The sequence below is a fragment of the Methanosarcina sp. genome, from assembly GCF_049706645.1.
Taxonomy (GTDB): Archaea; Halobacteriota; Methanosarcinia; order Methanosarcinales; family Methanosarcinaceae; genus Methanosarcina.
On sequence record NZ_JBNAKP010000026.1, the window covers coordinates 1 to 13,179 of the forward strand.

Consider the following 13,179-nt stretch of genomic DNA (forward strand, 5'->3'; position numbering starts at 1 on the left):
TCAATAGCAAAGTCAAGCGACTTCTGTAGCATTCGCAGCTTCCAGAACAAAACTTGACAATAGAGTATAGGTTGAAAAGTAGAAAAACGTTAGCAAATAACGAAAGTTGATACAGATGAAGGCTGTATCCCGCCACTAAAGTGACGGGGATTAGCCTTAAAAGCTCCTAAAAGGATCAGCGCTTTGTCGTCTGACCCTTTTCTTTCCAAGAAACCTTTTTGCTTTTCCAGGAATCTTTTATCCCTTCCAAAAAGCCTTTATGCTTTTTCAAAAGTCTTTTGTCTTTTTATTCCTTCCCGAACACCTTTTTAGCCATCAGTCTCCATCCCCTGTGGTCTTTTCCCTCAAACTTTTCCGCCACGGCTTCAAGCAGGGGAGGGATATCCAGATGCTGCGGGCATTTTTCAACGCACTGTCCGCACTGCACGCACTGGGAGGCATACCCTGGCACATCACCCCTTATTATCCCACCTGGCTTTGCTGCATACATAAGCTTCGCTTCTTTTTCATTGCCTGACAGGTAGAAATTATCATAGATTTCAAAGCATCCTGGAATATCCACACCTGAAGGGCAGGATAAACAGTATCTGCAACCTGTGCAGCCGGTTTTCATAAGCTGGCGGTATTTTTGCTCCACTCGCTTTACAAGCTGAAGTTCGGCTTCATTCAGGGAGTTTGGATAGGCTTCAGCTGCGGTTCTCAGGTTCTCTTCGATATGGGACTCCTCGTTCATACCTGAAAGCACAACCGTGACTTCCGGATGGTTCCAGATCCAGCGAAGGGCCCATTCTGCAGGTGTACGTTTCACGGGAGCTTCGTTCCAGATCTCCTGCACTTCAGGGGGCACGGGATCTGTCAGCTTGCCTCCGCGCAGGGGTTCCATAATAATAATGCCCAATCCCTTTGAAGCGGCATACTCAAGCCCTTCCGTTCCTGCCTGGTTTTTTTCGTCCAGGAAATTGTACTGGATCTGGCAGAAAGCCCAGGGATATGCGTCCACAATTCGCTTAAAATCCTCAATTGACCCGTGGAAGGAGAAACCTGCATTTATAATTCGGCCGTCAGCTTTTGCCCTATCAAGGAAACTCAGGACATCAAGCTTTTCCATTTTGTCCCATAAAGCCCCCACAAGCCCGTGCACAAGGTAATAATCGATATGGTCCGTCCTGAGCCTTTCTAACTGGGCATTCAGGATCCTGTCCATATCATCGGTGTTTTTTATTGTCCATGAGGGAAGTTTTGTAGCGAGTTTAACCTTTTCACGGTATCCGCCTGCAAGGGCCCGGCCCAGGAAAGGTTCGCTTTCTCCCATGTGATACGGCCAGGCCGTGTCGATATAGTTCACTCCGTGATCGATTGCATAGCGCACCTGCCGGGTAGCTCTTTCCTCATCTATTTTGCCGTTCTCCTTCATGGCGAGGCGCATGCATCCGAACCCAAGTAAAGAAAGTTCATCTCCCTTCTGTGGCATTTTCCTGTACAGCATTTCCATTACCCTTCGTTTTAAGTTGTTTCCCCAATTTTTAAGAGTTTATCGTTTTTAACTTACTCAGAGGGTGAATTTATAAGTAATGTTATGAACGTTCAATGGAAGGGAAGTATATAGCAAAGAAATAGGGAAACTTTTTTTCCATATTCTCAGGAAAACTGTTTTTTCCACATTCTCCGCTTTTCGCGGTTATTAATTCTGTAGTGGGTTTTCCGTGCCTTTATCTTAAGTTAGCAGTAAATAAAGCCGGATACAGCCTGGAAAACATTGAAAGGAAGTAATACGTGACCTTTTTTCCTCCAGCCCTTGCTGAGTTTCGGGATTACTGGAATAGAAGTTTCCTGGAAGTTTTGACATAGTCGCGGCAGCCTGGAGCTCTTCCAGGTGGATTCGAGCTTTAGATAGCTTCTAATCTCTGATCCTTCCTGAACTTTTCTCTTGCAGCGTCTTTCCAGGTTTCAATATCAGGGCCTTCAAATTTCTGTGTAATAGTTTTAAGTATTGCAGGTATATCCAGGTGCTGGGGGCATTTTTCAAGGCATTGTCCGCACTGCACGCACTGGGAGGCGTAGCCAAGGACACCACCTCTTATTATTCCTCCTGGTTTTGCTGCGTACATGAGCTTGCCCTCGTCTTCATCACCTGACAGGTAGACGTTGTCATAGATTTCGAAACAGCCAGGAATGTCCACACCTGAGGAGCAGGGTAAACAGTACCTGCAGCCTGTACAGCCCGTATTCATAAGCTTGCGGTACTTCTGCTCCACTCTATCCACAAGCTGCAGTTCGACCCCGGCAAGGGTGTTCGGGTAGGCTTCTTCTGCCGTCTTCAGGTTTTCTTCAACCTGGGACTCCTCATTCATGCCTGAAAGCACAACCGTAACTTCCGGATGGTTCCACACCCAGCGAAGACCCCATTCTGCTGGCGTGCGTTTCACGGGAGCTTCGTTCCAGATCTCCTGCACTTCAGGAGGTACCAGCCTTGTAAGTTTACCTCCGCGCAGGGGTTCCATAACAATAACACCCAGCCCTTTTGAAGCCGCATACTTGAGTCCTTCGGCACCGGCCTGATTTTTTCGGTCCAGAAAATTATACTGGATCTGGCAGAAAGTCCAGGGATATGCATCCACAATTCGCTTAAAATCTTCAATTGATCCGTGGAAAGAAAAGCCGGCATTGACAATTCGGCCGTCAGCCTTTGCCCTGTCAAGGAAATCGGTTACCCCGAGGCTTTTCAGCCTGTCCCATAAAGTCCCGATAAGGGAGTGCACAAGATAATAATCTATATAACCTGTCCTTAGTCTCTCAAGCTGGGCATTCAGAATGCTGTCCATGTCCTCCCTGCTCTTTATTATCCATGAAGGGAGTTTTGTAGCAAGTTTGATCTTTTCCCGATATCCACCTGAAAGAATTGACCCGAGAAAAGGTTCGTTCTCTCCCAGATGGTATGTCCAGGCTGTATCTATGTAATTAACTCCATGGTCGATTGCATAACGTATCTGGCGTTTTGCCTCTTCCCTATCAATCCTCCCATCTTTTACAGAAAGCCGCATGCACCCGAAACCCAGTATTGAAAGCTTGTCTCCGTTCTTTGGAATCCTTCTGTAAAGTATCCACTTTCCCCCCTTGCTTCCCCTTTTCTCATTATTCTTCTGCCTTTAAAATGACGTCATTAATGTAATTATACGTTATCATGACTTTATTAAAGGAATAAAGTATCTAGATTACGTAAAAATAGAAATTGTTGATCCCAAAATTTTATTGATCTCAAATAAAAAAATATCTAATATATCTCAGTTAAAATTAAAATGTTCAACACTGGAGTTTTCAACCAGAGAAAGAATTTATGGGAAGGTTATTTCCAGAGAATAACTGCCTTTTTACTTCCTGAGATTTTGTTGCACCGAGATTTTGTTGCACCTTTACTGGAATATCCGGGAAGAATAAGATACTGCGGTTCATTAGAAACGATTGTTAATGAGTTTATTTCCAATTCCTTTAAACATGCATTTCCTAATCGGAAATGGAGAAATTCAATTGACTTTTTAATGAAGAGCCTGGAAACCAGCTAAATAATAAAGATAAATAATAAAGAGGAGTTTTCAGGAAGAGGTACTGGATATATTATCATAGTCTCTATATGTCATAGTCTCAGCTGATGGAGCTGGCATTCCGGAACCAATTGGTTTTGAAAAGTCAGAAGCACCTGACTTTCCCGTGGGGTTCTGGGAAGTCCGACAACAAAACTCCAGAGAATGTTGGAATGATTTATAATACTTCACGTACAGCAAGCGTGATTACTTTGGAAAACTTAATTGTTTTAGAAAGCTTAAGCTTTTCAAGGAAGCAGATCTATAAAAAGATAAGCACTTACATTTGCAAAGGTATGAACTTATCTTCTGCGCAAGAACCTCACAATAATTATTCTGTGTGTGAAGATCTGGATTGCAACTATACAAAAGAATTGGACTAAGTAAGCTACATTTATGCTAAGAGTGTTACGTGATATCGTTTTTAATATCTCTTTATATCTTAAAAATGATTTTGTTTTATTGTATTGCCAAAAGACTTCTCAGGTGGAGAAAAAGGAGACAAGAGGCAAGAGTAAATAAACTTTGAAGTTAACTTGGTGCCAGCGCTAACGCTCAAAGATCCAGGTCATTTAAAAACATAGAATAGAGCCAGGAGCCTGAAAACGGATTTCCTGGGTTTATCTGTACCTGGAGGATCAAGAGCCTGGAAATTCCGATCCGGGAGTCTTAGCTGGCTATCCAAATATATCATGAGCCCATTCCACAACCGTTTTTATTCCATATGCATAAAGTCTCATAACTGTTTTGAGAATCAGAGTTTGAAATCCTTCTGTTGAGCACCATTTTCCCACTTGCTCTCTTGCCCCCTTGCCCCCTTACTCCCCTTGCTCTCTCTATTGATTCCCCTTACTCCCATTAGCCAGTTAGTGAATTTTACTCAACAATCAACTTTCTTGAAAAGTTGTTTAGCGATGGCTATCCTTTTCTCCAGATCAGGTCCTTCCAGTTCCTCTGCAACAGCTTTGAGCAGATCGGGAATTTTCAGACTCTGGGGGCATTTTTCCATACACTGGCCACACTCAATGCACTGGGAAGCAAATCCTCCGGGCTCGGTGTTTGTAAATAGTCATATACTTAAGGCAAGGTATTTATGTTTTGAGATCGTTTTATTTTTCAGGGTTGAGCTATGAAAATTTACGAACTTAAACAAGATGAGTTTATAAAGGAGTGGCTTTTAAATCTAAATCCTGTGGAGAACACAGAGAATGCGTACCTTCAGGGTATGCAAGCTTACACTGACTTCGTAGGGAAGAGTTCCAAAGAGCTGATACTGGAAGCAGAGGGAGAAATTACCTCAGGTATATTACCACGTCAGAGAAAAATAAAAACTTATCTGATGCGATTTAAAAAGCAAATGCAAGACCAAAATTTAGCAGACTTCACTATCAGAGGGCGCATTACAGGTGTAAGGAGTTTTTATAAATCTTTTGATATTGAAATTCCAAATCTTCAGAGTGACAAACGCAGAGCAAGAACCATAAAAGAGAATAATTTAGTGCCTAAAAAAGAAGATTTACAGGACGTATTAAAAGTATGCGATCCACTTGAAAAGGCAATTATGCTTACAGGAATCTCAAGCGGTTTATCTTCAAACGAAATACAAAATTTAAAGTTAGATGATTTTAAGAAAGGTTACGACTCTAAAACGGGAATCACTACTTTTAACTTAACAAGGGGAAAGACAGGGGTAGAGTTTGTGACTTTTCTAAGTCCTGAGGCGTCTAAAGCTGTTTTAGATTACCTTGAATTTCGAGACAGAGATATTAAAGCCGCGACATGTAGGAGAAAACAACAGGTCGAAAAACAGAGAACCTTAGATAATGACGGCTACCTTTTTATTCTGCGGCAAGTTCCTGACGAATTCCTGCAGACCCAGGATGATGAATTAAGAAAGCTTACAGAAAATGCTATATCCAAACTGTATAGGGCAATATCAGATAAAGCGAAGAAAAGCACAAAACAGGGATTCTACAACGTTGTACGCTCGCATACTATGAGGAAGTACTATAATTCAGCAATGCTGAACGCAGGTGCAGACTCGCAGTTTGTAGAATTTACAATGGGGCACTCTCTAGGAGAAACAAAACATGCGTATTATAGACCTGATAATAAGCAGCTCAAAGAGATGTATCAAAAATTTATACCTTATTTAACTATAGAAAAATCGCTTGACATAAGTGTAAGTCCTGAGTACCTAGCAATTGTGAGAGAGAATGAAATTCTCAGATCTGAGACTGCAAGGCATGTAGTGGAAAGACGAGAAGTACAGGACTTAAAAGCAGAAATTGAGAGAATGAAGCAACTTGAAAGAGAAAAAGAAAGTTTAGATACGGTTATAATGGAAGCTATAGCAGCAGACCCAAAAATATTAAACATGCTTAATGCTAAGATTTCAGAACTTTCAAATAACAAAAATTAAGCTTGACTTTAAATATTCAGATAACATAAATATAGCTACTAAAAAGGCGAAAATTTTGTAGCGATCGCTGAAAAGCCTTCGATGTCGCCGAGAGATGATTACCAAAACCAGAATAAACAATGTACCGAGCCTGTGACATGCCTAAATCCTGAGATAGTGGAGACTTTCAAAAAGATTGTAAGCAGCCACAAGGAAACGCTTGATTACCTTTCTAAATTCGGAACTATTACCGAACGAGCGAAAGCTAACTTAATTTTTGAAATCGCAGCAGGAGGTGCGTGAGTGCTTCCTGTTTTTCTCTTTTCTAATCTAGCTTTGCTCAGGTCTGCCCTGACCTGCACATATACACGTAAACCATTAAAAAGAAAAGAAAGTTTTACGTCAAATTTTCACATGAATTTAAACTTTTACCTCTACAAAGTCTTCTCTATAAGCAAATATTTGAAAAACTGCCCTGAAAAGTATATACTTCCAATGTCTGCACGTAATGAAAATTTATATTTGTTTTTAGGATTAGTTAGAAAGATGTTAGGGCATGTTGATATATAAACAAAGGGTAAGGTTTTTATGTATAATGTACACATTTTAAGAAATATTTAAATACTTAGAAACATGATATATAAGTAATTAAGAAACAAGAATTAGAAACGTCTCTAAGGTGTTAAGAATGACAAACGTAACGAACAAGAAAGTAGGCAGAATGGTTTACTTGGATTTTGAAACTGATCAAAAATTGCAGGCTATAAAAACGCCCAGCATGTCAACCTCGGCATTTTACGGAATGATAATTGAGGAAGCATTCAATATGAGGAATCCAGTGTAAAAAGAGTATAGCACGAAGTTCAACAGGGCTCAAAGTTTGGCGACCAGAACCCTGCAGAACCGGTACCACAACACCAAAAAGGTATCATGGATTTGACAATATGAAGAATTTATATCTATATATTATTTATGTCCTTTGTGTATTTAAGGGTATCGCCGTCTATGCATACGGAAACCTTTATTTTGTATCGACTTTTTTGACTGGAAATGGATCAGTTGCCGCTAAGGTAGTTTGATTTTTAGGAGATGTGAAAAATGGTTGAAGAAATGAACCGTGAAGAGTTACTTGATACTTATCACTATCTACCTCAAAAATCAATTGAGGGGAACTGTAGCATTGATGAAGACTTAGTTGAGATGATGATTACAAAACCCCTTATCTTTAAAATTCTTAAATCAAAGTCATATCAAGATGATGAGAAACTTTATAATAAACTTGTAAGGCTGCTTGCTGAATTCGATGAACGTGATATTGAAGCTATACTCTCTACATATGCTAAAAGTGTTAAATGGAATAGACTTCAGACTGATGAGAAACTGCTATTTATTACCGCTGAGATTAAAAAAGCTGACGAAAAGAAGGCTGAAGAGGATGAAATAACACTTGAGCAGCTTGACAGCATTAAATCTAATGGCTTCAGTGTCAGGATGCCAGACTTAGCAGAGATCCTTGAAGAAGACCACCTTATAAACATTCACACAAGATGGCTATCAAGCCTCTCTGACACATACTATGAGTATCAGGTTGGTTCTGGACTTTGGCTTCTGTCTGCATTAACGCAGGGAAAAGTACAACTCAGGTTGAAGCAGGAAACCCTTAAACCAAATATCTGGATGTTCATTCTTGGTAGATCCACAACAAGCAGAAAATCAACAGCAATCAATAAAACCAGAAGTATATATGAACATGCCACTAGCTCTGTATTATACAACGATGAGTTTAGTGTTGAAGGTTATCTGAAAGTTCTTTCTGAGACTCCAACAGCAAACTTTGTAAGAGATGAAGTTAGCGGATTGCTTGCAAAATACAACAAGAAGTACAATGAAGGTATTTACGATAACGAATGTGCAATTTATGATGGTCAGACACTCAGGAAAGCCCTTGCCAAAGAAGAAGTCATAGTAAACAGCCCTTATGTTACTCACATGTACGGAACTACTCTTGATAGCTTTGTACAGAAAGTAACCTTAGAGAGTGTTAATACTGGATGGGGTTTTAGGTTCCTGTATTTCTCACCTGATTACTGCAAGCCTAGGAAAGACATTGATCTTGAGGCTGATGAAGATGTAAACGCTTGGACAACATTATCAGCCAGAGTGAAATTAATTCACAAGATGTTTGAAGAGTCACCTGTAATTGACTTCCACATAGAGAAACCTGCTCTAGCTCTATTTAATCATGTAGTAGCAGATCTGGAGACCTCCTTAGATAAATTAGGTAACGGTATGCTCAATGCAGCAGTAGGAAGGTATCAACTCTATGCACTGAAACTTGCCATGCTTATTGAAATTGGAAAGAAGAGACCAAGCTTTGAAATTACCGAAGAAACAATGAAACTCGCTCTGGCACTCATTATTGAGTACTTCATACCATCGTACATGAGCGTAATTTCAAAACTTGAAGAAGATGTTAAATTTAACCAAGTTGAAAAAGTGCTTGTAACTCTACGCAGACAGGGAAATACAGCCACTAGGTCAAAGTTATTGAAAAACTCTAAACTCAAAAAGAAAGATTTTGAGGATGTTCTTGAGACTCTTGAATCATCAAAAGCAGTCATAATAAAGCGTATCGTTGAAACAGGTGGAGAAATAATAATTCTGCAAGATGATCAGGTTGACCTTAGAGAACACCTAGAGAAAAGTACGTTTCACCAATTTCACCAATTTCACCAATTTCACCTATTCACCAACAATACAGAAAGTGTGGTGAAAAAGGTGAAAAATCAGGATAATTCTATAGTAAACGCGATCTTGATAGATCATTCAAGTGAAATGGTGAAATCGGCGAAATTGGTGAAAGAGGTGAAAAATCAAGTTCCAAAATCCAAAGTTAAATCCGCGCCTCTCGCCACTGCAAAGCCAGCAGGTGCAAGCCTAAAATCTATGATGGGAGCCACTAAAAGAGAGATTAGTGCTGAAACTCTCTCTGATGCAGCAAATCTCCTTGATGAGGAGGTGCTTTAAATGCCCTTCCTCTTTCTTGATATTGAAACTGACGGTCTTGACTCTTATACTTGTAATCTTGTGACATTACAGATATTAACGCAGTCAGGAAAAACAATTCTCCTGAAAGACCCTGATAACTTGGATGCAATAAAACCGAAGCTGGAGAATAATGTAATTGTAGGACACGGTATAAAGTTTGACTCAAAGTTTCTGAAATACAGATACGGAATAACTCTTAAAAACGTATATGATACCTACATTGCAGAGATTGCTATATCTGGAGGACTCCTTGCAAGAAGAAAGGGAGCCTCACTCAAAGATCTTGTGTTTAAATATTGTGGAGTAACCCTGGATAAATCCGAACAATGCGGATTCAAAAGAGGTGTGGATCTTACAGAGGAACAAAAAGAGTACGCATTGAATGATTTGGTGTATCTTCCACAGATAATGCAGAGACAGAGAGCCATGATTGATTATCTTGGTATCAGCTCTGTTGTTGATACAGAGATGAAAGCCCTTCCTGCAGTAGTATGGCTTGAGCTCTCAGGAGTCAATACAGATGTGCAAAAAGTTGCAGAAATAAACAGTCAACTTGAGGAACGGAGGGTTAAATTAGCTCAGTCTCTTGCAAATTCATTCAAGCCACATACAGTTAATATAAACAGTCCAGTACAATTAAAGGATGCCTTAAATCGCCTGGGAATCCCTGTAGATGGCACGTCTGCAGGTGAGCTGATGAAATATGATCATCCTGTAATAGATACACTCTTGGAGTATAGGGAAGTAAACACACTGATTACTAAATTCACCTCTAGAATTCAACAGTTCATTAATCCTGTAACTGGCAGAGTCCACTCAGACTTTAATCAATATGGCGCAAAATCCGGCAGGTTTACAAGTTCAAACCCAAATCTTCAGCAGCAGCCTTCAAGGTTTACAGAATGGAGATCCATATACAAAGCAGCATCAGGATATAAGATAATAACTGCAGACTACTCACAAATAGAACTTAGAATTCTTGGTCAGGTATCACAGGATAAGGAGTTTCTGAGGGCTTATAATTCCGGTGAGGATCTGCACCAGCTCACAGCATCAAAGATCTACCGTGTACCTTTGGACCAGGTAACAAAAGTACAGCGTACAGTAGCTAAAAAGGTTAATTTTGGGTTGTCTTATGGTCTTTGGGTTCCAGGGTTGATAAAGAATCTCAGGCAAGCTGAAATTACATTGGGCACAGAGGAGGCTGAAAAAGTAATTAAAGATTACTTTAAAGCCTATCCTTCAGTAAAAAGTTATCTCTGGGATATTAGTGAAGAAGGTGCCAAAAAGTTTGCATTAAAGAATAAGGCTGGAAGATACATAAAATTTGAAAGAACTCTGGATAAAAGTAAAATAAATAGTGTAAAAAGGCAGTCTAAAAACTTGCCTATACAGTCCTTATGCGCTGATATGATAAAAGTAGCAATGGCAAATATCTTCCTTAAACTGGAGCCTAAAGGCGTTATTAGGTTCGTGAATACAATCCATGATGAATTATGCTTTGAAGCTCCTGAAGCAATGGCAGAGGAAGTTGCCCAAATTGTGAAAGAGGAAATGGAGAAAGCAGGCAAAGTGTACTTAAAAGATCTGCCTTGTGTTGCTGAAGTCACTGTAGCAGATTGTTGGTCCAAGTGAGCATTAATTCACTAAAAACGGAAGTGAAAAACGATGCTTGAATGGGCTTTTAGATGAAGGTTAAAATCTTCAATATATTAATGATGCTAACGCTAAAATTACAAATATTAAAAAAGCAGGTTTAGCACCTGTCTGTTAATTTTTTCTATCAGGGGTCCCCGCAACCTAAAGAAAAAGTTTTATGACTCCCTGGATCTTTTATTTTCTCTTTCTCCTTTTCAAACTTCTCTTAATTTTTTTCTCATAACAACTAACATCTCTGATTTACTTCATTTCAGATTCTTGTAATGATTTTATTTTCTGCTCACAACGATTAATTATTCGAGGATCTTTTATTTCTTTTCCAATACTCAAAGCCTTCCTTAAATTTTCAATAGCTTTTCCTGAATCTCCAAGTTCACTGTAGGCAAAACCTAGATCTCGAAGGTTATTTCCTACTCCTCTTTTATTTTCTATTTTTTCCTGAATTTCCAGCGCATTATTATAATATCTAATTGCTTTTTTTGGATTCCCAAGTTTAAGACATACACTACCTAAAATATTGATGTTATTTGCTATGCCTCTTGTATCTTCAGCCTCAAGTAAAATTGTCTGCGCAGCTCTGCAGTGTTCTATCGCTTCATCTGTCTTATCAAGGGCGAGGCATACGCTACCTAAATTGCTAAGGTGATTACCTTCTCTTCTCTTATCGCCAACACTGCGCAATATTTTTATTGCATTACTATGATATTTAGCTGCCAAATGATAATACCCAATTCTTTTTTCTTTATCATTTTCTTCATCACCAAGATCTCGATATGTACTTCCTAAGTTTCCAAGGTGATTACCTTTTCTTCTCCTATCTCCAGCCTCATGTAAAATATTTATTGATTCATTGTAATATTTGATTGCTTCTTTATACTCCCCAAGATTGCGATATGCACTACCCAAATTACCGAGATAATTTCCTTCTTCTCTCCTATCTTTATAGAATCTTGAAATTTCGAGCGCTTCTTCATAACATTTAATCGATTCCTCTGTCTCTCCAAGATCACTATAAGCAATGCCTAAATTTCCGAGGTTAATTCCTTCACTTCTTCTATCTTTGATATCACGCACAATTTTTACTGCTTGATCATAATATTCAATCGCTTTTCGGAGTTCTCCAAGATTACGGTATGCATCCCCTAGATAGCCAAGATTAATTCCTTCTGCTTTTTTGTTGTTATTCTTTTCTGCAATTTTTACTGCCTCATTGTAATGCTTAATTGCTTTTCTGGGTTCTCCAATATAACGGCGTGCATTGCCCAAATTACTGAGAATATCTCCATAAGTCTGCTTTTCAAAAAATGAATTACCTTTAGAATCTTCCTCAGGTAGCATTAGTTCATAAGTCTCAATCAATTTTCTAGAGTACCCCTCGTCATTTAATAACTTATTAAAGTTTGAATCCAAAATAAAAGATGCCGCTTCATCATATTTCCTAGCTTTACAATAATGATAATGGGCTTCAATTACTGGCTGAATAAGATTTTTAGTATAAGGTTTCCCTTGGGGTATAAGGGACTTATAATATTTTGCTGCACATGAATGGGTTTCTTCTTTGTTTTCCAGGTCCTCATAGGAAAACTCTTTAATCAATGGGTGAAGCCAATATTTACCAGCATTATCTGTTTCAAGTAGGGATTTTTCGATTAAATTTCGGATAGAATTTACTGGAATGTCTTGAGTACGCATTTCTGTTATGGCTTGTAGTTTCACAGGCTCACGATATACAGAAATTCTTTCAAGTAGTTTTTTCTCATTTCCTGCTAATTTGTCAAATAATCTTCTAGTATTCTTAATTGCTCCCTTCTCATCCTGAAACAGTATCGTCTCTCTAAGAATATCATCTACACTATACGATTTGCTCAAACTCACAAGGAGATAAAGGGCAAGAGGATGTCCTCCTACCCTTTCAGCAAGTACTTTTAACTGGTCAGTATCAGTTTCTTTAAATCCGCTTTGGACAAGGAAATCTATTGCAAATTCAATTGTTAGACCTTCTAATTTCTGCTTATCTTCGCCTTTATTGAGATCTATTAAGCTCCCTCCATTTTTAAACATAGGAATTATTCGACTAGTTATGAGAATTTTTGATTCGTGAGTGTTGTTATGGAGAGAAAAAAAGAGGTTCTCCAATCCTTTATCTATAAAACTCCTATCTTCCAGAATAGTATTCAGATCGTCAAAAACGAGCCAGAATGTATTTTTATGGAGTTCATCTGTTAATCTATTAATATTGATCTGTCCAACTTCCCCTTTTTCCTTATCAAATGAAGCAATTTCTGGAACTTTCAGGTAACCTGCAAGTGCCTCAAGAACGTTGATCAATTTTGCGTCCTGATTCTGGTAAAAAGAAAACCAGAAAGGAGAGGGAATTTCTACTGGTCTTGAATCTACAATTTCTCTTAATAAAGTTGACTTTCCTATTCCACCTACCCCAGTTATTATTAGAATTCTTTGTTTTTTAAGATATTCTTGAGACTTTTTTAAATC

General features: G+C 38.9%; 9 protein-coding genes and 1 pseudogene. 6 read left to right on the forward strand and 4 right to left on the reverse strand.

Going from position 1 to position 13,179, the window contains the following annotated elements; all coding sequences use genetic code 11:
• Positions 1 to 286: 286 nt before the first annotated feature.
• The 3 genes and pseudogenes from ACPK8D_RS10460 to ACPK8D_RS10470 form a co-directional block, all read right to left on the reverse strand.
• Positions 287 to 1,486: an aldo/keto reductase gene (locus ACPK8D_RS10460; protein WP_424717797.1), complete on the reverse strand. Its 1,200-nt coding sequence runs from the start codon at positions 1,484 to 1,486 to the stop codon at positions 287 to 289.
• Between the two features lie 400 nt (positions 1,487 to 1,886).
• Complete coding sequence (locus ACPK8D_RS10465) at positions 1,887 to 3,101, reverse strand: aldo/keto reductase (RefSeq protein WP_424717879.1); 1,215 nt, start codon at positions 3,099 to 3,101, stop codon at positions 1,887 to 1,889.
• Between the two features lie 1,357 nt (positions 3,102 to 4,458).
• Positions 4,459 to 4,623: pseudogene (locus ACPK8D_RS10470) on the reverse strand (4Fe-4S binding protein); the annotation flags it as partial.
• Positions 4,624 to 4,707: 84 nt separating this feature from the next.
• Between ACPK8D_RS10470 and ACPK8D_RS10475 the strand changes: the two are divergent.
• The 6 genes from ACPK8D_RS10475 (at position 4,708) to ACPK8D_RS10500 (ending at position 10,662) form a co-directional block, all read left to right on the forward strand.
• Positions 4,708 to 6,000, forward strand: a complete 1,293-nt coding sequence (locus ACPK8D_RS10475) for a tyrosine-type recombinase/integrase (protein ID WP_424717798.1) — start codon at positions 4,708 to 4,710, stop codon at positions 5,998 to 6,000.
• 81 nt (positions 6,001 to 6,081) lie between these two features.
• Entirely contained in the window at positions 6,082 to 6,282 is a 201-nt protein-coding gene (locus ACPK8D_RS10480) for a hypothetical protein (protein ID WP_424717799.1), read from the forward strand.
• Positions 6,283 to 6,549: a hypothetical protein gene (locus ACPK8D_RS10485; protein ID WP_424717800.1), complete on the forward strand. Its 267-nt coding sequence runs from the start codon at positions 6,283 to 6,285 to the stop codon at positions 6,547 to 6,549. It abuts the gene before it with no gap.
• A 118-nt stretch (positions 6,550 to 6,667) separates the two neighbouring features.
• Positions 6,668 to 6,823 (forward strand): hypothetical protein, encoded by a 156-nt coding sequence (locus ACPK8D_RS10490; protein WP_424717801.1) that lies wholly within the window; start codon positions 6,668 to 6,670, stop codon positions 6,821 to 6,823.
• Between the two features lie 254 nt (positions 6,824 to 7,077).
• Positions 7,078 to 9,006: a hypothetical protein gene (locus ACPK8D_RS10495; protein WP_424717802.1), complete on the forward strand. Its 1,929-nt coding sequence runs from the start codon at positions 7,078 to 7,080 to the stop codon at positions 9,004 to 9,006.
• Positions 9,007 to 10,662, forward strand: coding sequence for a DNA polymerase (locus ACPK8D_RS10500; protein WP_424717803.1), 1,656 nt, complete (start codon positions 9,007 to 9,009; stop codon positions 10,660 to 10,662).
• A gap of 264 nt (positions 10,663 to 10,926) precedes the next feature.
• Here ACPK8D_RS10500 and ACPK8D_RS10505 read toward each other — a convergent pair whose 3' ends face one another.
• Complete coding sequence (locus ACPK8D_RS10505) at positions 10,927 to 13,140, reverse strand: tetratricopeptide repeat protein (protein WP_424717880.1); 2,214 nt, start codon at positions 13,138 to 13,140, stop codon at positions 10,927 to 10,929.
• Positions 13,141 to 13,179 lie beyond the last annotated feature (39 nt).

Excerpts from the sequence above, each read along its gene's own strand:
- ACPK8D_RS10460 (WP_424717797.1), bottom strand. The coding sequence starts at position 1,486 with ATGCTGTACAGGAAAATGCCACAGAAGGGAGATGAACTTTCTTTACTT.
- ACPK8D_RS10475 (WP_424717798.1), top strand. The coding sequence starts at position 4,708 with ATGAAAATTTACGAACTTAAACAAGATGAGTTTATAAAGGAGTGGCTT.
- ACPK8D_RS10480 (WP_424717799.1), top strand. The coding sequence starts at position 6,082 with ATGTCGCCGAGAGATGATTACCAAAACCAGAATAAACAATGTACCGAG.
- ACPK8D_RS10490 (WP_424717801.1), top strand. The coding sequence starts at position 6,668 with ATGACAAACGTAACGAACAAGAAAGTAGGCAGAATGGTTTACTTGGAT.
- ACPK8D_RS10495 (WP_424717802.1), top strand. The coding sequence starts at position 7,078 with ATGGTTGAAGAAATGAACCGTGAAGAGTTACTTGATACTTATCACTAT.
- ACPK8D_RS10500 (WP_424717803.1), top strand. The coding sequence starts at position 9,007 with ATGCCCTTCCTCTTTCTTGATATTGAAACTGACGGTCTTGACTCTTAT.